This window comes from Mameliella sp. LZ-28, from assembly GCF_012274245.1.
Classification (GTDB): Bacteria; Pseudomonadota; Alphaproteobacteria; order Rhodobacterales; family Rhodobacteraceae; genus Antarctobacter; species Antarctobacter albus.
The window spans coordinates 410,972-434,482 of sequence record NZ_JAANYX010000022.1; the positions used below are offsets into that span (position 1 = coordinate 410,972).

Annotated in this window: 25 protein-coding genes; 9 read left to right on the forward strand and 16 right to left on the reverse strand. The window is 65.9% G+C overall.

What is annotated here, in order from left to right:
- Positions 1-44: 44 nt before the first annotated feature.
- Positions 45-1,136 carry a hypothetical protein gene (locus G9Q80_RS14425; protein ID WP_088714439.1) on the reverse strand — a complete coding sequence of 364 codons (1,092 nt, stop codon included), beginning with the start codon at positions 1,134-1,136 and terminating at the stop codon, positions 45-47.
- Positions 1,137-1,283: 147 nt separating this feature from the next.
- On the opposite strand from G9Q80_RS14425, the gene G9Q80_RS14430 reads away from it, so the two are divergent.
- Both G9Q80_RS14430 and G9Q80_RS14435 read left to right on the forward strand, forming a co-directional pair.
- Entirely contained in the window at positions 1,284-3,308 is a 2,025-nt protein-coding gene (locus tag G9Q80_RS14430; protein ID WP_088714541.1) for an NADPH-dependent 2,4-dienoyl-CoA reductase, read from the forward strand.
- 77 nt (positions 3,309-3,385) lie between these two features.
- Positions 3,386-3,946, forward strand: coding sequence for a type 1 glutamine amidotransferase domain-containing protein (locus tag G9Q80_RS14435; protein WP_088714440.1), 561 nt, complete (start codon positions 3,386-3,388; stop codon positions 3,944-3,946).
- A gap of 75 nt (positions 3,947-4,021) precedes the next feature.
- On the opposite strand, the gene G9Q80_RS14440 is transcribed toward G9Q80_RS14435, so the two are convergent.
- Complete coding sequence (locus tag G9Q80_RS14440) at positions 4,022-4,462, reverse strand: DUF4399 domain-containing protein (protein ID WP_088714441.1); 441 nt, start codon at positions 4,460-4,462, stop codon at positions 4,022-4,024.
- A gap of 208 nt (positions 4,463-4,670) precedes the next feature.
- Between G9Q80_RS14440 and G9Q80_RS14445 the strand changes: the two genes are divergently transcribed.
- The gene (locus G9Q80_RS14445) at positions 4,671-5,576 is read left to right on the forward strand and encodes a LysR family transcriptional regulator (protein ID WP_043142413.1); all 906 of its coding nucleotides are present in this window, start codon (positions 4,671-4,673) and stop codon (positions 5,574-5,576) included.
- A 9-nt stretch (positions 5,577-5,585) separates the two neighbouring features.
- Here the strand turns inward: G9Q80_RS14445 and G9Q80_RS14450 are convergent, their stop codons facing one another.
- From G9Q80_RS14450 to G9Q80_RS14465, 4 genes are all read right to left on the reverse strand, one after another.
- A complete protein-coding gene (locus G9Q80_RS14450) occupies positions 5,586-6,527 on the reverse strand; it encodes an OmpA family protein (protein WP_088714442.1) in 942 nt (313 codons plus the stop codon).
- Positions 6,499-7,068: a peroxidase-related enzyme gene (locus G9Q80_RS14455; RefSeq protein ID WP_069207949.1), complete on the reverse strand. Its 570-nt coding sequence runs from the start codon at positions 7,066-7,068 to the stop codon at positions 6,499-6,501. Before G9Q80_RS14455 ends, G9Q80_RS14450 begins: the two co-directional genes overlap by 29 nt.
- The gene (locus G9Q80_RS14460; RefSeq protein ID WP_088669281.1) at positions 7,065-7,802 is read right to left on the reverse strand and encodes a GNAT family N-acetyltransferase; all 738 of its coding nucleotides are present in this window, start codon (positions 7,800-7,802) and stop codon (positions 7,065-7,067) included. Before G9Q80_RS14460 ends, G9Q80_RS14455 begins: the two co-directional genes overlap by 4 nt.
- Before the next feature lie 86 nt (positions 7,803-7,888).
- Entirely contained in the window at positions 7,889-8,623 is a 735-nt protein-coding gene (locus G9Q80_RS14465) for a competence/damage-inducible protein A (protein WP_088714443.1), read from the reverse strand.
- 48 nt (positions 8,624-8,671) lie between these two features.
- Between G9Q80_RS14465 and sfsA the strand changes: the two genes are divergently transcribed.
- Positions 8,672-9,394, forward strand: a complete 723-nt coding sequence (gene sfsA / locus G9Q80_RS14470; protein WP_088714444.1) for a DNA/RNA nuclease SfsA — start codon at positions 8,672-8,674, stop codon at positions 9,392-9,394.
- 110 nt (positions 9,395-9,504) lie between these two features.
- Here the strand turns inward: sfsA and G9Q80_RS14475 are convergent, their stop codons facing one another.
- From G9Q80_RS14475 to mutY, 3 genes are all read right to left on the reverse strand, one after another.
- Positions 9,505-10,425: a manganese-dependent inorganic pyrophosphatase gene (locus G9Q80_RS14475; RefSeq protein ID WP_088714445.1), complete on the reverse strand. Its 921-nt coding sequence runs from the start codon at positions 10,423-10,425 to the stop codon at positions 9,505-9,507.
- A gap of 279 nt (positions 10,426-10,704) precedes the next feature.
- Entirely contained in the window at positions 10,705-11,838 is a 1,134-nt protein-coding gene (locus G9Q80_RS14480; protein ID WP_088714446.1) for an alkane 1-monooxygenase, read from the reverse strand.
- A gap of 54 nt (positions 11,839-11,892) precedes the next feature.
- Entirely contained in the window at positions 11,893-12,939 is a 1,047-nt protein-coding gene (gene mutY / locus G9Q80_RS14485; RefSeq protein WP_088714447.1) for an A/G-specific adenine glycosylase, read from the reverse strand.
- Positions 12,940-13,033: 94 nt separating this feature from the next.
- Here mutY and G9Q80_RS14490 point away from each other — a divergent pair, with 94 nt between their 5' ends.
- From G9Q80_RS14490 to G9Q80_RS14500, 3 genes are read left to right on the forward strand one after another with little or no spacing between them, the layout of a single operon-like run.
- Positions 13,034-13,546, forward strand: coding sequence for a DUF721 domain-containing protein (locus G9Q80_RS14490; RefSeq protein WP_043142389.1), 513 nt, complete (start codon positions 13,034-13,036; stop codon positions 13,544-13,546).
- 36 nt (positions 13,547-13,582) lie between these two features.
- A complete protein-coding gene (locus G9Q80_RS14495) occupies positions 13,583-14,257 on the forward strand; it encodes a DsbA family protein (RefSeq protein WP_043142386.1) in 675 nt (224 codons plus the stop codon).
- Positions 14,254-15,381 carry a CaiB/BaiF CoA transferase family protein gene (locus G9Q80_RS14500; protein WP_088714448.1) on the forward strand — a complete coding sequence of 376 codons (1,128 nt, stop codon included), beginning with the start codon at positions 14,254-14,256 and terminating at the stop codon, positions 15,379-15,381. Before G9Q80_RS14495 ends, G9Q80_RS14500 begins: the two co-directional genes overlap by 4 nt.
- A gap of 141 nt (positions 15,382-15,522) precedes the next feature.
- Here the strand turns inward: G9Q80_RS14500 and G9Q80_RS14505 are convergent, their stop codons facing one another.
- The 4 genes from G9Q80_RS14505 to G9Q80_RS14520 form a co-directional block, all read right to left on the reverse strand.
- Positions 15,523-15,972 carry a hypothetical protein gene (locus G9Q80_RS14505; protein WP_088714449.1) on the reverse strand — a complete coding sequence of 150 codons (450 nt, stop codon included), beginning with the start codon at positions 15,970-15,972 and terminating at the stop codon, positions 15,523-15,525.
- Complete coding sequence (locus G9Q80_RS14510; protein ID WP_074622316.1) at positions 15,969-17,099, reverse strand: saccharopine dehydrogenase family protein; 1,131 nt, start codon at positions 17,097-17,099, stop codon at positions 15,969-15,971. Before G9Q80_RS14510 ends, G9Q80_RS14505 begins: the two co-directional genes overlap by 4 nt.
- Positions 17,096-18,151, reverse strand: coding sequence for a saccharopine dehydrogenase (locus G9Q80_RS14515; RefSeq protein WP_088669273.1), 1,056 nt, complete (start codon positions 18,149-18,151; stop codon positions 17,096-17,098). Before G9Q80_RS14515 ends, G9Q80_RS14510 begins: the two co-directional genes overlap by 4 nt.
- Positions 18,152-18,225: 74 nt before the next feature.
- On the reverse strand, positions 18,226-18,885 hold the full coding sequence (locus G9Q80_RS14520) for a histidine phosphatase family protein (protein WP_088714450.1): 660 nt from the start codon (positions 18,883-18,885) through the stop codon (positions 18,226-18,228).
- Between the two features lie 222 nt (positions 18,886-19,107).
- Here G9Q80_RS14520 and map point away from each other — a divergent pair, with 222 nt between their 5' ends.
- Together map and G9Q80_RS14530 are read left to right on the forward strand one after the other, a co-directional pair.
- Complete coding sequence (gene map / locus G9Q80_RS14525) at positions 19,108-19,917, forward strand: type I methionyl aminopeptidase (RefSeq protein WP_043142370.1); 810 nt, start codon at positions 19,108-19,110, stop codon at positions 19,915-19,917.
- 233 nt (positions 19,918-20,150) lie between these two features.
- Entirely contained in the window at positions 20,151-20,519 is a 369-nt protein-coding gene (locus G9Q80_RS14530; RefSeq protein ID WP_043142367.1) for a thiol-activated cytolysin C-terminal domain-containing protein, read from the forward strand.
- Positions 20,520-20,611: 92 nt separating this feature from the next.
- Here the strand turns inward: G9Q80_RS14530 and G9Q80_RS14535 are convergent, their stop codons facing one another.
- From G9Q80_RS14535 to G9Q80_RS14545, 3 genes are all read right to left on the reverse strand, one after another.
- Positions 20,612-21,592, reverse strand: coding sequence for an MBL fold metallo-hydrolase (locus G9Q80_RS14535; protein WP_088714451.1), 981 nt, complete (start codon positions 21,590-21,592; stop codon positions 20,612-20,614).
- Between the two features lie 120 nt (positions 21,593-21,712).
- Complete coding sequence (gene rsmD / locus G9Q80_RS14540; RefSeq protein ID WP_088714452.1) at positions 21,713-22,279, reverse strand: 16S rRNA (guanine(966)-N(2))-methyltransferase RsmD; 567 nt, start codon at positions 22,277-22,279, stop codon at positions 21,713-21,715.
- Positions 22,276-23,481, reverse strand: a complete 1,206-nt coding sequence (locus G9Q80_RS14545; protein ID WP_088714453.1) for an NAD(P)/FAD-dependent oxidoreductase — start codon at positions 23,479-23,481, stop codon at positions 22,276-22,278. Before G9Q80_RS14545 ends, rsmD begins: the two co-directional genes overlap by 4 nt.
- Positions 23,482-23,511 lie beyond the last annotated feature (30 nt).

A 23,511-nucleotide genomic window follows, 5' to 3' on the forward strand; every position in this document is an offset into this window, starting at 1 on the left:
TCCAAACTGGTTCGCGGTCAGCCTGCCCCCGGCGGCAGGGGTTTTCAAGCGGAACGCTGAGGCAGGCCCGCTGCGGCCAGCGCCTCCTGCAATCCCGGGTCCGGCACGGTGTCGCCGCGCACCTGCGTGCGTTTCAGCGATTTCCAGCCGTTGGTGATGTTCCGGCAGTGGTAGAACCAGGCGTTGTCAAGCTGGAAGCGCCGTGCAAAGGGCAGCCGTTCCAGTTCATGCGCGCGCCATTGATAGCCACGCAGGGGGCCGCCGGGCACCACGCACCATTTTGGCGGGCATGTCTTGACCGGCTCGTCCCGGTGGCTGTGCCGGGCGTGCCACGACCAACCCTCTGCCTCCGGCGCGGGATGCACCCAGCGCCCCGGAAAGTGGACAAACCCCGCGCGGCTTTGCACAGCGGCATCGAAGACCGTCCGGCCCGGCGTCATCACCAGTTCGTCCACGTCGCAATTCAGGACCGCGCGCGCGCCCTGCAGGAACCGGAATTGCAGCGCATTCAGGACGCCGGTCTGCAGGAACAGTTCCGCGTTGATGAAAGGCGGCAACCCGCGCGGCCCGTAACGCAGGGACGTCGACAGGATGATGATCTTGGCAAAGCCCGCCCGTTCCAGCGCCGGACGGATCTGGTCGATGCCCCAGGTTTTCGATCCATTGTCCACGAAAAGCACAGCGTCTGCGCCGTGATGCGCGATGTGGAAGCGCGCCCAATCCTCGATCCAGTCCGGGTGGTTGTCCTTGGACAGGGTCATCAGCACGTTGCGCCCGTCCAGCGTGCTGTCGGGGCCATTGACGGGCGTTTCGCCGCGCCAGTCGCCGATCTCGACCGCGACACGCTCCGGCTGGGCGCTGGCGGGCAGGCGGATCAGGGTATGGCGGTAATAGCGTTTGAAGCGCGGGCGCACCTCTGTGCCGTCCAGGGTGAACCGGGCCCGCGCCACCGTGCGGTCCAGGTTGTTGAGCCGCGGGCAGATCAGGACAACCGCGCCATCGTGCCAGACAGCCTCCAGCCACAGCGTCGTCGCGTCGAAGCGTTCGAGGTAGTCCTCGGCCCGTTTCGCGACCCGCACGCGCGGGAGGCGGGACAGGCCGCTGCCGTCGAGGCTGAGGGTGGCGAAATCGCTCATCGGGTCTTCCAGTGCTGCGCCTCTTTGCGCTAGCGCAGCGGCGGCATGGGGTAAAGCGGTCTTCGCGCGGCGGCCATGACGTGACGTTGATCGTGACAGCGTCAGGTGCATCATGTGAGGTGGCCGCGAGGACCCCGGGAGGACATGATGACAGATTATCCGCACCTGCTGCGCCCGCTCGATCTTGGTTTCACCACGCTGAAGAACCGCGTGCTGATGGGGTCGATGCACACCAACCTCGAAGAACGGGGCGACTGGAACCGGGTCGCGGAATTCTATGCCACGCGGGCGCGCGGCGGGGTCGGCCTGATGGTGACGGGGGGGATGGCGCCCAACCGCGAGGGTGGGGTCTTTCCGGGCGCGGCGGGCCTGTTCACGCCCGAGGACATCGCCAACCACCGCATGATCACCGACCGTGTGCACGCGGCGGACGGCAAGATTGCCATGCAGATCCTGCACGCGGGGCGCTATGCCTACGGCCCCGACTGCGTCGCGCCTTCGCCGGTGAAATCGCCGATCTCTCCCTTCCCGCCGCATGAGCTGGACGAGGTGGGCATCGAGAAACAGATCGCGGATATCGCGACCTCTGCTGCCCGCGCCCGCGAGGCAGGCTATGACGGGGTCGAGATCATGGGGTCCGAGGGGTATTTCCTCAACCAGTTCCTTGTCACACATACCAACAAGCGCACCGATGGCTGGGGCGGCAGCTATGAGAACCGGATGCGCCTGCCCATCGAGGTGGTGCGCCGGGTGCGCGCGGCGGTGGGCGAGGATTTCATACTTATCTTCCGTCTTTCGATGATCGACCTGATCCCCAATGGCTCGACCCATGACGAGGTCGTGCAACTGGCGCAGGCGGTCGAGGCGGCGGGCGCCAATATCATCAACACAGGCATCGGCTGGCACGAGGCGCGGGTGCCCACCATCGCCACCAGCGTGCCGCGCCGCGCCTTTGCCTGGGTGACGCAGAAGCTCATGGGCAAGGTCGGCGTGCCGCTGATCACCTCGAACCGGATCAACACGCCAGAGGTGGCGGAACAGGTGCTGGCCGAGGGCTGTGCCGACATGGTCAGCCTCGCGCGGCCCTTCCTCGCCGATCCTGATTTCGTGGCCAAGGCGGCAGCGGGGCAATCCCACCTCATCGCGCCCTGTATCGCCTGCAACCAGGCCTGCCTTGACCATACCTTCGCCGGCAAGGTCTCGACCTGCCTCGTGAACCCGAAGGCGGCGTTCGAGACGGAGCTGGTGGTTGAACCGGCCGAGGCACCCCGTCATGTCGCGGTCGTGGGGGCCGGTCCTGCCGGCCTGTCTGCTGCGATCACGGCGGCGGAGCGCGGGCACAAGGTGGTTCTGTTCGACAAGGCGGATACCCTGGGCGGACAGCTGAACATGGCCCGCAAGATCCCCGGCAAGGAGGAGTTCGACGGCCTGGTCGACTGGTTCTCTGCCATGACCTCGGCCACGGGCGTCGAAGTGCGCCTTGGCACAGAGGCAACAGTCGACACCCTGGCAGGTTTTGACGCCGTGATCGTGGCCACCGGCGTCCTGCCGCGCGATCCGCAGATACCGGGGCAGGACCATCCCTCGGTCAGGGGTTATGTCGACGTGCTGCGCGATGGTGCAGAGGTCGGCAAGCGGGTGGCGATCATCGGCGCGGGCGGGATCGGTTTCGACGTGGCTGAATTCCTCGTGACCGGGGACAGCCCGACAGAAAGCCTGCCCGACTGGATGCGCGAATGGGGCGTGACGGACCCGGCCGAGGCGCGGTCGGGCCTGGCTCCCGAAGGGCCGCAGCCCGATCCCGCCGAACGCGCGGTCGTGCTGTTGCAGCGCAAGGCGGAACGCCCGGGCAAGCGTCTTGGCAAGACAACCGGCTGGATTCACCGGGCCGCGCTGAAGATGAAGGGCGTCGAGATGCGCAGCGGGGTGAACTATGAGCGCATCGACGACGCGGGCCTGCATGTCAGCTATGGCGAGGCGCGCGAACGGCCCGAGGTGATCGCCTGCGATACCATCGTTCTTTGTGCCGGGCAGGTCAGCGAACGGACGCTGGCCGATGCGCTGGAGGCGAAGGGCATCGAGACCCATGTGATCGGTGGCGCAGACGTGGCCGCCGAACTGGATGCCAAGCGCGCCATCGACCAGGGCACGCGGCTGGCTGCCGCACTCTGACGGCAAGGGCCTTCTTGGAACATGCGCCGGTTGCAGGCGTTCCTCCTGTAACCGAAACGCAAGCAAGGAGGTTTGTCATGGCCGATATCGGCAACGCAAAGATCCTCATCGTCACCACGCACGGCTTTGAACAGTCAGAGCTCGAAGTTCCCCGCGACCAGCTGCGTGCCAAGGGCGCGACGGTCCATGTCGCCACGCTCGACGGCGAGGCCGCGACAGGATGGCAAGGCAGCGACTGGGGGCGCCCGACGGGCGCCGACCTGCGCATCGCCGATGCCGACGCCACGCAATACGATGCGCTGGTGATCCCCGGCGGGCAGATCAACCCGGATCTGCTGCGCGTCGAGGCGCCTGTGACGGCGCTGGTGCGGGCCTTTGCCAAGCAGGGCAAAGTGATCGCCGCGATCTGTCACGCGCCTTGGGTGCTGATCGAGGCCGATATCGTGGCAGGCCGTGAAATGACGGCCTACCCCTCGATCCGGACCGACCTGAAGAACGCGGGTGCGCGGGTCATGGATGAACCGGTGATCGCGGACAGCGGCATCGTCACCAGCCGCAATCCGGGGGACCTCGACGCCTTCGTCGCCAAGATCGTGGAAGAAGTCGAAGAGGGTCATCATAGCCGCAAGGCGGCCTGATGCGGATCTTTTGACCGGACCCTGAAAAAGGGCGCGTCGCAGTCGCGGCGCGCCCTTCGTCCTTGCGGAAAACGGTTACTCCACCGTGATGGTGATCTGGTCCGAGACGACCGGCGGGTCGTGCGGGATATGGTTCATGTCCCCCAGCACCAGCTGCAGCGTATGCGTGCCCGGGTCCAGCCCCAGCATGACCTCGGTCTGGCCGCCGCCGAAGTGGCGGTGGTTGTCGTCGCCGGGGATGCCGTAGTTGGCAAATTCGCCATCCTCGGCCCCTTCGCCAAAGGGGGCGCGGTCGATCAGGATGTGATGGTGGCCGGTGTTGTCCTTGTCGATCCCGGCGGGGGCCACGCCCATGCCGGATAGGCCGAACCGGACCGTGACGGGGCTTTGCACCGTGTCGCCGTCGGCGATGTTGATGAAATAGACCTTGGCGCCCTCTGGCGCGGGCACACCGTCGGCCATGAGGGCCAAGGGTGCCACCGCCAGGGCGGCGGCGCAGAGCATTGAACGAAACATGGGGTGGATCCTCCCTGAAAATCAGTTCTGTCGAAGTTGCCTTCAGGGGCTCAGGCTACACTTTTGCGCGATTCCGGTCAGGCTTTTTGTGTTTCCCCGTCGCAGACAGCGCAACGCAATACCCCTCAATTGTCCCCTCCTTGCCCAAGTTGCGCCCCAGTTCAAAAGCATTGCTTGCAGAACGAAAGACCTTGGAATGGAGACCTGAATGGACCGTCTGACCGAAATGGAGGCCTTTGCCACTGTCGTGGACCAGGGCGGTTTCACCGATGCGGCCAAGAAGATGGGCATCTCCAAGTCTGCCGTGTCAAAACATGTGTCCAGCCTGGAGGCGCGGCTTGGCGCGCGCCTTTTGAACCGCACGACGCGCCGGGTCTCGCCCACCGAGATCGGCCTGGCCTACTACGACCGCGCGCGCCGGGTGTTGAACGATGCCGGAGAAGCGGATGCGCTGGTCACCTCCATGCAATCCGCGCCCTCTGGGTTGCTGCGCATTTCCGTGGCGACGGATTTCGGGGTCAATCACCTTAGTCCAGTGCTGGGCGAATTCCTGGCCGAGTTTCCCGACATCACCGTCAACATGGTGCTGAACAACCGCTACGTCGAGCTGATCTCGGAAGGCTTCGACATGGCGGTCCGGATCGGCGAGCTGGAGGATTCGACGCTGCGTGCGCGCAAGTTGACCGATACCACAAAGCGCATGATCGCCTCGCCGTCCTATTTCCAGAAGTTCGGCCGCCCGCAGCGGATCGACGACCTGAACGAACACAAACTGTTGCACTATTCCAACCAGTCCTCTGGCAATGTCTGGAAGCTGACCGCGCCCTCGGGCGAAAAGCGCCAGGTGCGCACGGCCGGATGGCTGACGGTCAACGATGGCCAGTCTCTGCTGAACGCCTGCATCGCGGGCCTGGGCATCGCCTACCTGCCCTCCTACCTCTATCACGAAGCGATGGAGGCCGGTCTGGTCGAGGACGCGATCCCTGATCTGCCGGTGGAAACGCAGGGCATCTACGCGGTTTATCCTCCGGGTCGGTTTACCCAGCCCAAGGTCCGCGCCTTCATCGACTTCCTGGTACATGCCTTTGCCGAAAAGGGACCGCAGGCCTGGTAGGCCCGCGCGTCACTCCGTCGAGATCAGGACCGCCTCGACCCGGCGGTTTGCCTCGCGCCCCTCGGGCGTGAGGTTCGACGCGACCGGGGCCAGGTATCCAACCCCCTCCGCACCGATCTGCGCCGCCCGCGTGCCGTGCCGGTCGCGCAGGTAGCTCATCGCCGCCTCGGCCCTGCGCAACGACACCCGCCTGTTCGCCTCCAGCGACCCCGTCGCATCCGTGTGCCCGACGAACAGGATCTGCCGAGACGGGTTCGCCGCCAGATAGGCGGCGATGGCATCCAGCGAGGCGATGCGCCCCTCTCCCAGCGCGGTGGACCCCGAGCGGAACAGCAGGTCCCGCAGGATCACGTGGCCGCTGCTCTCCAGCGATTGTATGATGTCCTCGCGCGGCCGCGCGGGCACGACTGGCACCGGGTCCACCGGTGCGCTGGGCCGGATTTCTCCGACGCTGCCGCCGGCGCGGATGATCTGGATGTACCCGGCGCGCGCATCGCGGCTTGTCAGGATCGAGACCGCGCCTTCCTTGTCCGAAATCGCGGAAATGAAATGATAGTCGCTCAGGTCCACGAACATTTCCGGCGCAGGCAGAACCAGCGTGGCAAAACGGAAGTCGAAGCCGCCACAGGCCCGCGCCCGGCAATCCAGCAGGATTTCAAAGCCTTCCTCGACCAGACTGTCACGCAGCGGCTGTGCCAGTTGAAAGGGCGTCTCGTCACTGTCGGGCAGATGCCAGGCGGCGACCTCGATCCGGCCTTCGACCCGTTCCACGGGCAGGTAGCCGTTTTTCCACGGACCGGTCGGCATTGAATAGGCCCCAGGCGACTGGACGGTGCCGAAACTCTGTTGCGCACCGCGCGGCAAGGTCAGTTCGACCGCCGCCGCACTGCCCGCCACCAGCACCAGGCCCAGTGCCAGCGCCTTAGCGCGCCTGCGCGTGGTACTCGTCATTCGGACGCATGTCGGTGGCGCTGGCAACCCGGTTGGTCATGTTGAAGAACCCCGCCACGTTGGCGATGTCCCAGATGTCGCGTTCCGAGAAACCGGCATCGCGCAGGGCCTCGCGATCCCATTCGGCGATCTCGGCGCTGGCCTTGGTCATCTTCTCGGCAAACCCCAGCATGGCGCGCTGGCGGTGGTTCAGGTCCGCCACCCGCCAGTTCATCACCAGCATCTCGCCCAGCTTAGGATCGCCCGACAGCTCTCGCACGGCGGCGCCATGCGCGGTCAGGCAGTAAAAGCACTTGTTCACCGAGGAGACGACAACCGCGATCATCTCGCGTTCCAGCTTGGTCAGCCCGCTGTCCGCCAGCATCAGGTCGTTGTACATGGCGGTAAAGACGTTGAGCTTGTCGATGTCGAAGGCATAGGCCTTGAGGACATTGGGCACGAGGCCCAGCTTGTCCTGGCAGACATCGAAATATTTCTGCGTGGCCTCCGGTAGGGGATCGACCATAGGCAGGTTGAGCGCGGTGGGCAGGGCGTCGGTCACATTTCCTCGCAGTCGCCGTTCAGGATGCGGTAATGGTAGTGCCCCACGACCTCCATCTTCAAGGCTGCATAAAGCGCATTGGCGCCGGTGTTTTCCTCGGTCGCGGCCACGGCGATGCGGGTCGCCCCGTTCCGTGCCGCCCAAAGCGCGGCACAGCGCATCATCCAGCCGCCCAGCCCCTTCTGCCGGTGCTCGGGCGCGATTTCCAAGGCGTGGACCATCGCGGTGCGGTCATGGATCGCGCAAAACCCGGCGCCCGCGGGCTTGTCCGACACGCGGCCGAACAACCCGGTCTTGGGCAGGGGCGCGCGGTCCATCACCCGCTGGCGTTCGGCGCCGATGCCGCCCGCCTCCCAGATCTCGCGCATGATGGCCAGCGGCTCCCAGATCGCAAAGGCGGTGACGCGCGGCAACCTGAGGTCGGTCAAAAGCTCGATCGGTGCCGACCACAGCTGCACCGGGTCGATCCTTTCATAGCCTCGCGCCGCCAGGGCTGTGTCCAGTGCGGCGTCTTCGGGGCGGACCATGAACAGCGGGGCCTGTCCCATGAGGCGCATGGCGTCCTCTGCCGCTGAGAGGTCGTCGCCATCCCATGATCCATGCGCGGTTGCGGCGGATACGCGCTTGCCGCCGCCACGCCCTTCGCGCAACAGCCACGGCCCGGCCTCGACCCGCGATGCCGCGGGCCAGGTGGCATCAAGTGCCTCGAAGTAATCGGAAAGGTCGTCGGTCATTGCGGCGGCCCGAAATTGAGGTTTATCCCGTTATGGCCGCTGCCGGTTGGGCTGTCCATGCGGCGTGCGCGCCTTTCGTGCGGCACCTAGTGGGCGACCGCCTCGGGGAACAGCGCGCTCAGCTCGGACATGGCGGCGTCGATCCGCCCGCCATCGGGGCCCCGGATCACCACGTTGGCGCCGTAGACGCCGTTGCGCTGGTAGGGGTAGGACCCGATGGAGAGGTCCGTGAACCGTTCCGCCAGGGCGCTCAGTGGCCCGGCGATGTCGCCTTCGCCACGTTCGATCCGCAGGGTCTGGGACAACAGGGGCTGTCCGCCGGTCATCTTGGGCAGCACGCTGGACACCATCGCCTGGAACACCGCCGGCACGCCCGCCATGACATGCACGTTGCCCAGCGTGAACCCCGGCGCCGCCGAAACCGGGTTTTCGATCAGGGTGGCGCCATCGGGAATGCGCGCCATGCGCAACCGCGCTTCGTTCAGCTCCGATCCTTGCCGGTCGTAATGTTCCTGCAGGATCGCACGTGCATCGTCGCGGACGCTGATCGCCGCGCCGAATGCCTCGGCCACGCAGGGTGCGGTGATGTCGTCGTGGGTCGGGCCGATCCCGCCCGAGGTCACGACATGGTCATACCCCTGCCGCAGCGCGTTCAGCGCCGCCACGATCGCGTCGCGGTCGTCAGACACGATGCGGACCTCTTTCAGGTCGATGCCGTGCTTGGCGAATTCCTGTGCCAGGTGATGCATGTTGGCATCGCGGGTGCGCCCCGACAGGATCTCGTCCCCGATGACCAGCATGGCGGCGGTGGGATTGGGCATGGGCAAGCTCCTTGGCGCGGTGTGTTCCAGAGGGTATAGGCGGCAGCCATGCGCTTTCAAACCCCCCTGGTCCCCGCGACCCTGATCCGCCGCTACAAACGCTTTCTCGCCGACTGCCTGTTGGAGGACGGGCGAGAGGTAACGGCCCATGTCGCCAACCCCGGCAGCATGCTGGGACTGAAGGACGAGGGCCAGCGCATCTGGCTGGAACCCAATGACGATCCGAAAAAGAAACTGAAATGGGCCTGGCGCCTGGTCGAACACGCCGGAGGCCATTTCACAGGCGTCGATACCGGCGTGCCCAACCGTGTGCTGAAGACCGCCCTGATGGCGGGCGAGGTCGAAGGCCTGGATGCATACGAGCTTGTCCGGCCAGAGGTGAAATACGGCGAGAATAGCCGTATCGACTTTCTGCTGAGCGGCGCGGGCCGCCCCGATTGCTATGTCGAGGTGAAATCCGTGACGCTCTCGCGCACGCCCGGCCTTGCCGAGTTTCCCGACAGCGTCACGGCGCGCGGTACGAAACACCTTGGTGAACTGGCGGCGATGGTGGGGCAGGGGCACCGCGCGGTGATGCTTTATCTCGTCCAGCGCACGGATTGCACCCGGGTCACCCTGGCGGCGGATATCGACCCGGACTATGCGGCGGCCTTTGCCGGCGCGCGGGAGGCGGGTATCGAGGTGTTGGCGCTGGGCTGCCAAATCTCGCCAGAGGGGGTCACGCTCGGCGCGCCAATGCCCTTTTTGAACCCCGCCGTTTCTTTGGGCTGAAAAATACCTCCGGGGGTATGGGGGCAGAGCCCCCATCCGAAAAAGAAGAACGGGGGCGCAGGCCCCCGTCCAATATTCAGATCCGGATCGCCCGCAACGGGCGCCGATCCTCAGACCTTGAGGTTCGGGATGATCTGTTTCTTGCGGCTCATGATGCCGGGCAGGACAACGCTGTCACCCGCGACGCTGGCGCCAAAGCTCTTTTCGGCCACGCCTTTCACGCGGTCGTTGGGGACCAGCAGGGTGGCCTCTTCCTTGAGGATGTCCACGACGAAGAGCAGGACGTCATCGACGCCGTCCTCGGCGCAGACGGTCTTCATGGTCTCCATCAGGCTGGCCTTGCGGTCCAGCGGGATCTCGGGCGCGGTGGTTTCCAGCACCGAGACGCGGAATTTCACGCCGTCGACCTCGTATTCCTTGCTGTCCATGCGGATCAGCTCGGCATCGGAAAAGGCCGAGACGTCGGACTTGGCGGCGAACATCTGTGCCGCATAATCCGAGACATCGATGCCCAGGTCGGCGGCCAGCTTCTCGGCCACGGCGCGGTCATGGTCGGTGGTGGTGGGCGAGCGGAATTCCATCGTGTCCGAGAGGATGCAGGTCAGCGCCGCGCCCTTGATCTCTTTGGGCATCTTGGCGGCATCGTCGCCCATCAGGTCGACCATGATGGTGGCGGTGCAGGCCAGCGGGCGCACGGTGATGTCGATCGGCCCCTTGGTTTCCAGGCCGCCGACCAGCTTGTGGTGGTCGATGATGGCGCGAATGTCGGCCGAGTTGATCGAGGCAGGCAGTTCCGCGGGGTTGTTGGTGTCCACGATGACGACCGGCGCGTCGGCGGCGACGTCCGAGATGATCTCGGGCTTGTCGAGGTTCCAGTGGCTCAGCATGAAGGCGGCCTCTGTGTTGGGCTCGCCCAGCAGGACCGGCTTGGCGGCCTCGCCTTTGACTTCGTTGAGATACCAGGCCCAGATGATCGGGCTGCCGGTGCTGTCGGTGTCGGGGGACTTGTGGCCGAAAACCTGCGTGGTCATGGGAATCCTCTTTCCGTGGAAACGTCGATTTTGGCCGCCTCATAGCCGCGACGCAGCAAGATGTCACCCCGGACGAATGGGGTGCGACCTTGGGAACCCTCCCTCATCTGCCGATTAGGTGGGGGCCGGACGGGACTCGGCCCCTTCGGGCCCATCGCCCGCCCGCCACCCCTCGACTGGCGCCGGTATCCCGGAGGCGTCGCAGGACGGTGAAGGGCAAAAGGCTTCAGGAGTCACCAGCAAACAAGCTCAGGGACATGGGGGTGCGGGGGGCGAGGGTCAACGGGGCAGCGGCGTCCTCGCCCGGTTGTAGGGCTTCCAGTCGGTAATCTCCGGGTAATAGCGTTTCCGCCAGGCCCGCACCCGCGGGTTCATGATCCGGCGCCAGAGCGGCGGGATCATCGCGGCGATGGCCATGACCGGGTAGCCGTAGGGCAGTTGCGGCGCCTCGTGTTCGGGGTAGGTCTGCAGCAGGGGAAAGCGCCGGTCGGGCTTGTAGTGATGATCGGAGTGGCGCTGCAGGTTGATCATCAGCCAGTTCGTCGCCCGGTGTTCCGCGTTCCAGGAGTGGCGCGGCAGGACATGTTCGTATCTGCCCTCGCCCAGGTGTTTGCGGGTCAGGCCGTAGTGTTCGACGTAATTGACGACTTCCAGCTGCCAGATGGCCACGCCCGCCTGCACCAGGAAGAGGACCAGCCCGGTCCAGCCGCCCAGACCCAGCGCCAGCGCCAGCATCGCGCCCTGAAGTGCCCAGTAGCGCCAGAAGGGGTTGGAGCGGTGATGCCAGGGCAATTTCCTGCGCGCCAGCATGGCTGTCTCGGCCCGGAAGGAGGACAGCAGGCTTTGCCGCAGGACGCGCGGATAGAAGCGGTGAAACCCCTCGTTGTAGCGCGCCGTCACCGGGTCGCGCGGCGTGCCGACGTAGCGGTGGTGCACCAGCAGGTGTTCCGAGCGGAAATGCGAGTAGAGCACCATCGCCAGCAGGATATCCCCCAGCCAGCGTTCCAGGCGGTTGCGCTGATGCAGCAGTTCATGTGCATAGACGATGCCCACCGTACCCGTCATCACGCCGGTGCCGAACATCACGCCGAATTTCTCCAGCCCGTTCAGATGAGTGGCCCTGCTGACAAAGGCCACGAGGCCGAAAAGCGTCAGCGCCTGCAGCGGCACCCAGACCTGGGTCAGCAGCCGATACCAGAACAGCTGGTCCTCGGTGGTGTCCAGGTCGGCGTTTTCCGTGTTCAGGCCCACGGCGATGTCGATTGCGGAAAAGAGATACCACGCACAAAGCGGCGTCAGCGCGATCCACCAGCCGCCCAGTACGGCGCCGGTCCAGACCAGCGGGATCAGGATGAAGGACAGGCAAAAGGGCAGCGCTGCGGAGAATTTCGCGACCTGGGCGGCGGGGATCATGTCACTGCTCCGGTTTCTCTCACCGATTATGCCCGATTTGCCATGCGCGGGCGATCACTGTCCTTGCGCAAGGTCAAAGGCCTTGCGCATCACCGTTGGCAGATCGGCAGGGCTAAAATCGGGCAATTCGATGAATTCTCCGCGAAGCGGTCGGCGATCCAGCGGCACCAGGGCGGTCTTTACCGTCAGGCGCAGGTGGAAATGGGTGAAGGTGTGGCGCGCCTCGGCGTTCAGGGTCTTCCATTCGGCGCGGATCGGCGGATTGTCCTGCGGGGCCTCTTCGCCCCAGTCCGAGCCGGGCCAGCCCAGCATCCCGCCCAGCAAGCCCTTGTCCGGGCGGCGTTCCAGCAGCCAGGCGCCGTCGATCCGGCGCGCCAGGTAGGCGATGCCCAGGCGGGTGGGCTTGCGTTTCTTGGGCGCCTTCTTGGGCAGTTCGGCGGCGGTCCCCTCCGCCCAGGCGGCGCAGGACTTGCGCCAGGGGCACAGCCCGCAGGCCGGTCGTTTGGGGGTGCAGATCGTGGCGCCAAGGTCCATGACCCCCTGAGCGTAGCATCCCGGGCGGTCCCGCGGGGTGAGCCGGGCAGCGTGATCGGTCAGGATTGGTTTGGCGGCGGGCAGGGGCGTGTGTTCGTCGAAGAGCCGTGCCATGACACGTTCCACGTTGCCGTCGACCACGGTCTGCGGATCGTCAAAGGCGATCGCCGCGATGGCGGCGGCGGTATAGGGGCCGACACCGGGCAGGGTCAGCAGCGTGGCATGATCGGCGGGAAAGATGCCGTCGTGCACATCCGTCACCACCCTGGCGCATTTCAGCAGGTTGCGGGCCCGGGCGTAATAGCCCAGCCCGGCCCAGGCGGCCATGACATCCGCATCCTGCGCCGCCGCCAGCGCCTGCACCGTCGGCCAGCGCGTGGTGAAGGCGTGGAAATAATCCCGTACTGCGGCCACGGTCGTCTGTTGCAGCATGATCTCGGACAGCCAGACCCGGTAGGGGTCGGGACGCTCGCCGCGCAGGCGGGCGGCGGGGCCGACGCGCCAGGGCAGGGCGCGCGCGTGCCGGTCGTACCAGTCAAGCAGCGCCTGTGGGTCGGGTCGGGGCATGGGCTCATCACGCAAGGGTGAAACTCCGTGTGGGAAGGGGGCTGGCGCCGCCCTGCCGTGCCACTAGAATAGCGCGCGGTAAAGGGAGTCAAACGTGGCCGGACGCAAGACCACCACATACGGGTTTTCAAGCGCCTCCAAGCTTTTGCAGGGGCGCATCCGCCAGGCGGCGGAAGGGCGGGGATTCGCCCAGACCCGCGTGCTGACCCACTGGGAGGAGATTGCCGGCGCCGATCTGGCCGGAATCGCCCGCCCGGTGGAAGTCAGCTATTCCAAGGGCGGCTTCGGCGGCACGCTGACCTTGCTGACCACCGGAGCACGCGCCCCGATGGTCGAGATGCGCAAGGAAGAAATCCGCGCGCGGATCAACGCGGTCTATGGATACAACGCGATTTCGCGGGTGCGGGTGACGCAGACCGCGGCCACCGGCTTTGCCGAAGGGCAGGTCGATTTCCAATACCGCAAGAAGGACAGCGCGGGCGCGATGCCCTCACCCGAGGTGCAGGCCCGGGCCCGCGCAGAGGCCGAACAGGTGGGCGACGCGGATTTGCGCGCGGCGCTTGAACGTCTGGCGGCAAACGTCATATCGAGGACGGGCCGGGACTGACCTGGCCCCAGGACCGACAGGAAAGAGGCTTACGACATGAAATCCATTCTTCCCGCGGGCGCCGTGGCGCTGGCAATGATCGCCGGTGGTGCGTGGTACATGACCCAGGGGACCGGACAGACCGGGGCTGCCGACGTGCGCCTGCCCGGTGCCGCCCAAGCGCAGTCGCCGGACGTGGACACCTCGACCGTCGTCGAGATGGTCAAGGGCGATGCGGATGCGCCGATCGAGGTGATCGAATACGCCTCCTACACCTGCCCGCACTGCGCCTCGGCCCATGCCAACCTGATCCCCAAGCTGGAAGAGAACTATATCGACACCGGCAAGGTGAAATTCATCTACCGCGAAGTCTATTTCGACAAGGTCGGCGTCTGGGCTTCGCTGATCGCCCGCTGCGGCGGCGAGGAAAAGTTCTTTGGCATCACCGACCTGATCTACAAGGGCCAGCAGGACTGGGCGCGCAAGGGCTCGGAGGCCGCGGTGGTCGACGAGCTGCGCAAGATCGGGCGCCTGGCCGGCATGGAAGGCGACCAGATCGAGGCCTGTCTGAACGATACCGCCCAGATCTCGACCCTGGTGGCCTGGTACCAGAAGAACGCCTCTGAGCATGGCATCAACTCGACGCCCAGCTTCGTGATCGACGGCAAGAAGTACACGAACATGAGCTACGACGAGTTCGCCGAGATCCTGGACGACAAGCTGGGCGAATGACATCGGCACCACGCGGCCCCCTCGAAGGCGTAAGGGTCATCGAACTGGCACGCATCCTGGCCGGCCCCTGGGCCGGCCAGACGCTGGCCGATCTGGGCGCAGAGGTCATCAAGATCGAGGCGCCCCAGGGCGACGACACGCGCAACTGGGGTCCGCCCTTCATCGAGCGTGACGGCGATACCTCGGCGGCCTATTTCCATTCCTGCAACCGGGGCAAGCGGTCCGAGGTGGTCGACCTGACCAGCGCCGAGGGCCAGGCGCGCATGCGCGACCTGGTCGCCGGCGCCGATATCCTGATCGAGAATTTCAAGGTCGGCGGGCTGGCGAAATACGGGATGGATTATGCCAGCCTGAGCGCCGTCAACCCGCGCCTGATCTACTGCTCGATTACCGGGTTCGGGCAGGACGGGCCTTACGCGCATCGCGCGGGCTATGACTACATCATCCAGGGCATGTCCGGTTTCATGTCGATCACCGGCGATCCGGACGGCCAGCCACAGCGCGCGGGCGTTGCGATCACCGACCTGTTCACCGGGCTCTACTCGGTGTCCGGCATCCTTGCCGCCCTGCATCAGCGTGAACGCACCGGCAAGGGCCAGCACGTCGACATGGCGCTGCTGGATTGTGCGGTTGCGGCGATGGCGAACCAGGCGCTGAACTATCTCAGCACGGGTACGCCGCCGGGCCGCACGGGCAACTATCACCCCAACCTGACGCCCTACCAGGTCTTTGACTGCGCTGATGGCCATATCATCATCGCCACCGGCAACGACGCGCAGTACCAACGGCTCTGCCGCCTGCTGGGACTGGACGATATGGCCGAGGCACCGGAATTTGCCAGCAATGCCGACCGGGTCGCCAACCGCGAGGCGATGATCGACCGCCTGATGGCGGCCACGCGCCAGCGCACGCGGGACGACCTGCTGGCCGCCTGCGAGGCGCAGGGCGTGCCTGCCGGTCCGATCAACGACATGGCAGAGGTCTTTGCCGATCCGCAGGTCGTGGCACGGGGATTGCAGATCGCGCCCGAGGGCGTACCGGGCGTGCGCGCGCCCTTCCGGTTCTCGGACGCGGAGCTGGTCCTGGACCATCCGGCGCCAAAGCTGGGGGATGCGGGCAGCTAACCCGCACCGCCGCGACGGTTGAGCGCGGGGCAGGGGGCTTTGCCCCCTCTGCGCGTGCCGCGCATTCACCCCCAGAGGTATTTGGGGCCCAAAGAAACATGGGCCGGGCGCCCTGGACGGCGGCGCCGGAGTGTCAGGCGTTCAGTCGATGTAGCGGAAACAGACGGTCAGCACGCCGTCGTTGTCCGCCAGGTCCGCGTCGTCCTCGTTGATGCGAAAGGCGATACTGTCGACGTTCATGTTGAAGGCCCCGGCCTGTTGGATGGCGCCGTGAAAGCGCTTCCACTCCATTTCCTGCGCGGCGCCGGCCACCTCGAAGCGGACCAGCAGCGCGCCGTGAGAGGCGCTGACCTGCGGGCGCGCCTCGGGACGCGCGGCCAGGGCCTTGGCGTCCAGACCGCCGTGACCCTGAGTTCCCGCCGGGGTCAATCCCGGTTCCACCGACCAGAAGCCGGTGGACCGGACGTCCTGAACAAGCCCCGCCGGGAAATCGGCATCCTGCCAGCCCAGCCTGGCGTCGATGTCATGACAGACATCCCCGGCCCAGGCGGGGCCGGCGATCAGGGCGGCGATCAGGGCAAGCCGTTTCATGCCAGGTGATCCACCACGTCCAGGTGCTGGGCCAGCGTCTGCACCGCACCCATGTAGCGCTCGACCAGTTTCGGGTCCGAGGGCGCCGCGCTGACACCGGCCGGAACCTCGCGGTTGAGCACCGATTCCACCGCCAGCGACACCGGGACAGAGACCAGTCGCGCCATTGCGGAACTGCGCTCATCGCCCCAGGCATCCATGACATAGGTCTTGTGATAGACCGGCACGCCGTCCTTCGCGGCCTCCAGCGCGACGCAGAGCACCACGCGGTCGGGTTCGCCCTCGTCGTAGGCGTTTTCCTGCAGCAGCTTGTCCGCGATTTCCTGCAGGCGGTCATCCGTCGCGGTGCCGGCCTCGGCAAAGATGTCGGCCCAGGCCTCGGCCCAGCCGTTCAGGCGCAGGGTGCCGCGGACGAAGTCCTTGACCTTCCAGCCTTGCTCGAAGCCGTATTCCGCCATGAATGGCAGGCTGTCGCGGTTCGGATAGACCTCGAAGCTTTCGGGTGTGGGCAGCGGTGCATCATAGCGCGACAGCGCGTCCCAGGGCCGGTTCACGTTCAGTTCGGAGAATTGCCGGATCGAGCGCGAGGGCGAGCGCAGCGCCTTCAGGACACCCACCGGTGCCCAGCTGAACTTGTAGCGGAAGGCGTTGGGGATCTTGGGGACGCCGCCGCAGTAGGAGGTAAAGGACAGCGCGTTGTCCGGATCGAAGGCCTCCGAGGCGCGGTAGTCGGCCATCAGCCAATGCGCCATCAGGTGGTCGATGCCCGGGTCAAGGCCGACCTCGTTCACCAGCCTGGCGTCAGCCTGTTTCGCGCGTTCATCCAGGGCGCGCATCTCGGGCGCGATATAGCTGGACGAGACGAAATCGGCGCCTTTTTCCAGCGCCAGTTCCGCCAGCGGCACATGCCAGTCGCCGGGCAGCATCGACACGATCACGTCGCCCTTTTGCAGCACCGCGCCCAGGGCCGCGATGTCGAAGGCGCGGATGTCATCGGTCAGGTCGCCCACGGCCTCGCGGGCCTTGGCCTCTGTCCGGTTCCAGACGGTCACGGGGTGGCCGTTTTCGATCAGGCGGCGCAGGCCGGGCACGGCCGACAGGCCGGTGCCGCACCAATGGATGGTCATGTGCGTTCCTCCGGTTTGTGTTTCAGGTAGGTCTCATGCGCCCGTCCCCAGACGCCCGTGTCGATGGCATCCAGCGTCAGCAGGTGGGGCAGCAGTTGTTCCGCGAAATCCAGCGAGGATTCGCGCGGCAGAAGCGAGGGCAGGTTGTCGATCGCCATCACGTCCAGCGGCGGCGCCTCGCAGACGCGGGTCACGGGCGCGGCCCAGCTTGTCGCCGCGTCGTAGATCGGGATCGGGTTGAAGGGGCTGTCCGGGTCGCAGGCGATATCGCCGATCACGCGCAGAGCGCGGGGGCTGTCAACGGAATCGCGCGGGACAAAGACCGGCACGCCCTCGGTCGCCAGGATGCAGTTCAGGAACACCCCGTGATCCAGGATTTCCGGAAAGGGGCCGCCGTGAGCGGTTTCTGCCATGTCCCAGCAGGTGACGGGCACATCCATCTGCGCGCAGAGATCCCGCGCCCCGCTGCCGACGCGGCCCAGGGCGCCGATCACGATGGCCGAGCCGCAGGGCGCAATGTCCAGCGCCGCGCGCAGATCGTCCTGCAGCATGTTCGCATCGTTCCATGTGTGGACCGGGGGGCAGGTCTTGCCATCCGCCTGCGCGGCCCAGGCCAACAGGGACACCGCCGCGCCCGCGTAGCCGGCCCAGTATCCGAAGGCCGCAACCCGGCGGCCGTTTTCATCCACCAGGTATTCCAGATCGTAAAGCGCGCCGCCCCCGGCAGCAAAGCGTTTCAAAAGGCGCGCGCCAGCCGATTGCCCTTTGTAGGCGTGGCCGAACATGATGTGGCGGTGCACCAGCGGCGTGTCCGCCTCGGGCAGTTCCTTGAGGCCAAAGATGATCGCGTCGCGCGGAGCCTCGGGCCAGCTGCCCTCGGGCACGATGGTGGCCCCGGCCGAGGCGAAATCGTCGATCGGCAGGATGCGGGTCGGACTGTCCTCGACGGTGACGCGGATCCCCTTGTCGCGCAGGGCGGTGATGCCTGCGGGGGTGATGCCGGTGCGTTCCTCGTTGGGGCGGCTTTCCGCCCGGATCCACAGATGTGTCATGTGCGTTCCTGATGTTTGCCGGGCAGAGAACCTGCGCGCGGGCCGGGGTGCAAGGATTTTCCTCTGCTCGCACCTTACAGGTGGCTGCGGGCGTGCTGTCGTTCTGCGCTGTCGAGATGGGGCAGGGCGTTGAATTGGGTCATGGCCAGGCCGGTGGCCAGCGGCTGGATGCGGTGCAGAGAGCTGTTCTCGATGGCCAGGCACAGATGTGCCATCGCCTTCAGCTCCAGTTGCATGATGACCCGCATGGCCATGCCGATCAGCCCGCCCGAGGTCACCACCAATGCGCAGCCCTCGCCGTCCGCGATCTCGGTCAGGGCTTCGGTCACGCGGGTCTCGAAAGCCTCCCAGCTTTCCGGAGCCCCTTCGATGGCGCCATCGCGCCAGAGCGCCAGCAGCCGGGGCATGTGGCGGATGAATTCCTCCCGGTCGCCGGGAATGGCGATGCCGTGCTGGGCCTCGATCAGTTGCGTCATGTCGAAATAGGCCAGTTCGTTCAGTCGGGCGTCCTGCACCGGCGCGGCGAGGCTCTCGGGTGAGATGCCCTCGACGGTTTCCCGATGACGGCGCAGCGTGCCCGAGTAGACGCGGGCGAATTTCTCGCCCGTCTGCTCGAAATAGCCGCCCAGCCAGCGGGCCTGCTGCCAGCCCAGTTCGCTCAGCCGGTCATAGCTGCCTTCGTCCCGGGCGTTGGAATTGGCCTGCCCGTGGCGGACCAGGGTAATGAAGGACATGGAGAAACTCCGCTCTTTTGCCCGGCTGATACGCCGCGCCGACGCGAAGCGAAAGGCCTACCCGGGCGGGGTGGGGGAAATCGTCGGGGCAGCGCAGGGGCGCCCCCGGTCCGGGCGCCGTCAAATGCGGCTTTGACCATTGTTGGCCGCCCGTTGCACCGCGCCCCTACTGGCAAATCCCGTCTTCGCCCGTTAGATAGGGGCAAAAGCAGAGGACGCGACGTGAAAGACAAGGCTGGACATCGACTGACCCGCGACGGCATCCGCATCCATACCCAGGCGGATTTCGAAGGAATGCGCGTGGCCGGACGGCTGGCCGCGCAGCTGCTGGACGAGGTGGCGGAACTGGTCGAACCGGGCCAGACCACCGGCGCTATCGACGCCTACATCGAACGCCGCGTGACCGAAGAGGGCGCCACCTCGGCGACCATCGGATACAAAGGCTACCAGCACGCCACCTGCATCAGCGTCAACCACGTCGTTTGCCACGGCATCCCCGGCGACAAGAAGCTGAAAGACGGCGACATCCTGAACATCGACGTGACCGTGATCGTCGACGGCTGGTACGGCGACACCAGCCGGATGTATGTCGCGGGCAAGCTCAGCCGCAAAGCGGAACGCCTGATCCAGGTCACGCATGATTCCCTGCTGACGGGGATCGAGGCAGTCAAGCCCGGCAACACCTTCGGTGACATCGGTCATGCAATCCAGACCTTTGTGGAGGCCAACCGCATGTCCGTCGTGCGCGATTTCTGCGGTCACGGTCTGGGGCAGGTGTTCCACGCGCCGCCCAACGTGCTGCACTATGGGCGCCCCGGCACCGGGCCGGTACTGGAAGAGGGCATGTTCTTCACCATCGAACCGATGGTGAACCTCGGCCGCCCCGAAACCAAGGTGCTGGCCGACGAATGGACCGCCGTCACCCGGGACAAGTCGCTTTCCGCCCAGTTCGAACATTCGGTGGGCGTGACCGCAGACGGGGTCGAGATCTTTACCCTCTCGCCCGCAGGGCTGTTCCACCCGACCTACTGACCCGAAAATTTGCCCAATGCCGAATAGGGGCGTCGCTTTGGCGTTGTTCCGGGGCTGTCCTTTGCCTTTGGCTTTGGGCTTGCAAAGGCGAATGCTGACCGAGCTTTTCCCGAACTGATTGCGTGACGCTACGTAAGGTGGTATCTCTTGTGGCGCATTCCGGCATAAGTTGTTTCGACGGAATGTCGTGGTTTTGTCTGTTGACCAACCATAATCTCAAGGGAGATCTCTGAATGTTCGATTTTTGCAAGGTGGCGGTTGCCGCCCCGATGGCCTTTGCCTTTTCGCTTTTTGTTCCCGATGTTGCGCAGGCCGCCGACTCTCGCGTTTGCGTCAAGAACGATGGCGCCTTCGTCGCCCGGTTCGAGGTGGATTACGATGAGGGAGGGAGACGGGTTCACACCCATTCGGGCAATTTCACCGCAGGCACCCAGAAATGCATCCGCGTGCCGGAGGACTCGACCAACATGTTCGTGTCGGCGCAAGAGGAATGGTTCATCGCGTCGTGGAGCACGGTCTGCGAGAAGGGCTTTGACGGACCGGAAGACCTCAACCTGACCTTGTCGGGAACGACGCTGAACGCGAAATGCTCGGGCATGTGACCGCTTGGGCCGATGCGTGATGCAGGCTGCCGGGGTCCCGTTCCGGGCCCCGGCTTTGTTTTCTCAGACATCCTGTTTGCGTTGGGACACTCTCACCACTGCCACAGCGCCGGAACAAAGCGATAGGCGTCACCCTCGGCGGCGATGTGCCCCACGCCGGGGAAGGGGAAGTGATAACCCAGCACCGCCATCCTGTCCGTGGCCGCCATGTCCAGCAGGCGCTTGCGCGTGGCCACGGTCTGTTCACCGTCCATGTCGAAATTGCTGACCCACTCGGGGCGCACGGTGCTCATCCAGGCGTGGTTCATGCTGTCGCCCAGGGCGATCAACTGCTTGCCGCCGGATTCGACCACCACCGACATGTGCCCGATGGTGTGGCCGGCCGTGTCGATGACCCGGATGCCCGGCGCGATTTCCGCCTCGTCGCCGACCACGGTCCACTCCGCACCGTCCACGTTCAACGAATTCACCGCGCCGACGACGAATTGCTGCATCTCGGTGGGCACGCTGTTGACCAGACCGTCCTGCAACCAGAAGTCGCGCTCGGTCCCGCCGATGAAGAACTGGGCGTCCGGCAGAATTGCCTCGTCGAAATCGTCGCGGATGCCCCAGACGTGATCCGGGTGGGCGTGGGTGATGACCACATGGGTGATCTCGCTGGCGTCGATCCCCGCCGCGCCGAGGTTCTCCATCAGCTTGCCCGCCGTCGGCAGGAACCGGTTGCCCGAACCGACATCGACCAACACCTTGGCCTCGCCCAGCTCGATCACCAGGTGGTTGGTGTGCGAATAATTGGTCTCGGTCGACAGGAAATAGCTTTCGAGGAAAGCCTTTACTTCTTCGGGGTCGGCGTTCACGCCCAGACCGTTGGCGGGGATTTCAAGGTGCCCGTCCGAAACGACGGTCAGCACCGCCTCGCCCAGCTGGAACCGGAAATGCGCCGGGTTGGCCCCGGCGGGCGCGCCCAGGGTCTGCGCGCGGGCGGGCGAGGCCGCCAGAGCCGGCAGCGCCAGCGCCGGGGACAGGGCCGCGATGTTCAGCAGGTCACGGCGCGAAGGGCGAAAGATGGACATGGATACCTCCCAATCATTCATGCATTTGAATGGGAAGATACCATCAAGACGCGAAACTTCCAGCGGCTTGGCAAGAGACGATGCTCATCCGTTCCGCTGACCCCGCGCCAGGGCTTCGGCTCACGCCTGCGCCGTTGCCCGCAACAGCGTCACATGCGTGTCGCCATAGCGCCGCGTGTCCAACAGGTCGAACCCCTCGGGCGCCGCCTGCGCCGCCTTCTCTTCCCAGACCACCAGCGCGCCCGGCGCGATCCAGCCCTGCGCCCGGGCCGAGGCCAGCGCCTTTTCTCCCAGCGCCTTGCCATAGGGCGGGTCGAGAAAGACCAGGTCGCAGGGTGCATCCGCTAGGGGCAGTCGCGTTGCATTGTGGCCGATCAGCCGGGCGCGGTCGCCACAGCCCAGCGTTCGGATGTTCTCGCGGATCAACTTGCCCGCCACGCGCCCGTCATCGACAAAAACCGCGCTCTCGGCTCCGCGTGACAGGGCCTCCAGCCCCAGCGCGCCGGTCCCGGCAAAGAGGTCCAGCACGCGGGTCCTGTCGAACGGATCTCCGAAACGCCCGCCGCCCAGCATGTTGAACAGCGCCTCGCGCACGCGGTCTGTGGTGGGGCGCAGATGCGCGCCCGCATCGCCCTTGCCCAGGGCGGCCAGCCGCCGCCCGCGCCAGTCACCCGCGACGATCCTCACGCCTTCAGCAATGCCTTGAGGTTCGTTTCCGGGTCGGCAATCGCTGCCGGGTCGGGGCTCTTGTCCGCCTCGATCAGCCGTTTACCGACCATGTAGGATCGGCTGTCGTTCATCGCGTCGACCGCCAGCAGCGTGTCACCGGCATAGTACCAATGCGCGCGGGCCTCGCCATCCTCGCGGACCACGATCCGGTCATAGCCGGCGTTCAGCCCGGCGATCTGCAGCTTGACGTCGTATTGATCCGACCAGAACCAGGGCTTGGCGACGTAATCGCGCCCGGCGCCCATGATGTTGTCGGCCACCAGTTCGCCCATGTCGATCGCATTGCCCACCGACTCCAGCCGCATCCGCTGGCCGTTCTGCGGGAAGGAGGCGCAATCGCCCGCCGCCCAGATCGCCGGATCGCTGGTCTGGCCATGCGCATTGACCGCGATGCCGTTGTCGATCTCCAGCCCGCAAGCCTCGGCCAGAGTGGTGGCGGGGGTGATGCCGACGCCGACAATCACGAAATCCACGTCCAGAACGGTGCCATCGGCCAGCTCGGCGCCGGTCACGCGGGTCTCTCCGATCAGCCGTTTCAGGCCCACGCCCTCGCGCAGGTCCACGCCCCGCGCCTGGTGCAATTCGCGGAACCAGGCAGAAGTTTCCGGCGCGGCGACCCGTTGCAGGATGCGGTCCGCAGCCTCGACCAGCGTCACTGTCAGCCCCAGCTTGGTGCAGACCGCCGCGGCCTCCAGCCCGATATAGCCGCCACCGACGACCAGCACGCGCTTGCCCTCGGTGCAGTCGGGGGCCATCCTGTCCACGTCGTGCAACGTGCGGACGACATGCACGCCTTCCAGCTCGCCACCGATGGCGCCCGGCAGGCGGCGCGGTACCGATCCGGTGCACAGCACGCAATGGTCGTAGGAAATCGCCTCTCCGCCGGCGATCACGGTCTTGTCGGCCCGGTCGATGGACACCACCGTGTCAGAGGTCCGCAACTCGATGCCGTTCTCGGCGTAAAAGGTCTCGGGCCGCAGGAACAGCCGTTCCAGCTCCATCTTGCCCAGCAGGTAATCCTTGGACAGCGGCGGGCGCTGGTAGGGCGGCACCGGCTCTTCGCCGATCAGGGTGATCTTGCCCTCGTGCCCCTTCGACCGCAGCCGCGCCACCAGAGAGGCCGCCGCCTGTCCTGCGCCGATCACCACGACATCGCTCATATTTCCGCCCTCCGGTTTTCCTTTGCCCGC

Excerpts from the sequence above, each read along its gene's own strand:
- G9Q80_RS14430 (WP_088714541.1), top strand. The coding sequence starts at position 1,284 with ATGACAGATTATCCGCACCTGCTGCGCCCGCTCGATCTTGGTTTCACC.
- G9Q80_RS14510 (WP_074622316.1), bottom strand. The coding sequence starts at position 17,099 with ATGACCATCCATTGGTGCGGCACCGGCCTGTCGGCCGTGCCCGGCCTG.
- G9Q80_RS14440 (WP_088714441.1), bottom strand. The coding sequence starts at position 4,462 with ATGTTTCGTTCAATGCTCTGCGCCGCCGCCCTGGCGGTGGCACCCTTG.
- G9Q80_RS14500 (WP_088714448.1), top strand. The coding sequence starts at position 14,254 with ATGACATCGGCACCACGCGGCCCCCTCGAAGGCGTAAGGGTCATCGAA.
- G9Q80_RS14480 (WP_088714446.1), bottom strand. The coding sequence starts at position 11,838 with ATGATCCCCGCCGCCCAGGTCGCGAAATTCTCCGCAGCGCTGCCCTTT.
- G9Q80_RS14450 (WP_088714442.1), bottom strand. The coding sequence starts at position 6,527 with ATGACGAGTACCACGCGCAGGCGCGCTAAGGCGCTGGCACTGGGCCTG.
- G9Q80_RS14515 (WP_088669273.1), bottom strand. The coding sequence starts at position 18,151 with ATGACACATCTGTGGATCCGGGCGGAAAGCCGCCCCAACGAGGAACGC.
- G9Q80_RS14545 (WP_088714453.1), bottom strand. The coding sequence starts at position 23,481 with ATGAGCGATGTCGTGGTGATCGGCGCAGGACAGGCGGCGGCCTCTCTG.
- sfsA (WP_088714444.1), top strand. The coding sequence starts at position 8,672 with ATGCGCTTTCAAACCCCCCTGGTCCCCGCGACCCTGATCCGCCGCTAC.
- G9Q80_RS14475 (WP_088714445.1), bottom strand. The coding sequence starts at position 10,425 with ATGACCACGCAGGTTTTCGGCCACAAGTCCCCCGACACCGACAGCACC.
- mutY (WP_088714447.1), bottom strand. The coding sequence starts at position 12,939 with ATGCCCCGACCCGACCCACAGGCGCTGCTTGACTGGTACGACCGGCAC.
- G9Q80_RS14460 (WP_088669281.1), bottom strand. The coding sequence starts at position 7,802 with ATGACCGACGACCTTTCCGATTACTTCGAGGCACTTGATGCCACCTGG.
- G9Q80_RS14535 (WP_088714451.1), bottom strand. The coding sequence starts at position 21,592 with ATGTCCATCTTTCGCCCTTCGCGCCGTGACCTGCTGAACATCGCGGCC.
- G9Q80_RS14520 (WP_088714450.1), bottom strand. The coding sequence starts at position 18,885 with ATGTCCTTCATTACCCTGGTCCGCCACGGGCAGGCCAATTCCAACGCC.
- G9Q80_RS14505 (WP_088714449.1), bottom strand. The coding sequence starts at position 15,972 with ATGAAACGGCTTGCCCTGATCGCCGCCCTGATCGCCGGCCCCGCCTGG.
- G9Q80_RS14465 (WP_088714443.1), bottom strand. The coding sequence starts at position 8,623 with ATGCCCAATCCCACCGCCGCCATGCTGGTCATCGGGGACGAGATCCTG.
- G9Q80_RS14435 (WP_088714440.1), top strand. The coding sequence starts at position 3,386 with ATGGCCGATATCGGCAACGCAAAGATCCTCATCGTCACCACGCACGGC.
- G9Q80_RS14425 (WP_088714439.1), bottom strand. The coding sequence starts at position 1,136 with ATGAGCGATTTCGCCACCCTCAGCCTCGACGGCAGCGGCCTGTCCCGC.
- G9Q80_RS14530 (WP_043142367.1), top strand. The coding sequence starts at position 20,151 with ATGTTCGATTTTTGCAAGGTGGCGGTTGCCGCCCCGATGGCCTTTGCC.
- G9Q80_RS14445 (WP_043142413.1), top strand. The coding sequence starts at position 4,671 with ATGGACCGTCTGACCGAAATGGAGGCCTTTGCCACTGTCGTGGACCAG.
- G9Q80_RS14495 (WP_043142386.1), top strand. The coding sequence starts at position 13,583 with ATGAAATCCATTCTTCCCGCGGGCGCCGTGGCGCTGGCAATGATCGCC.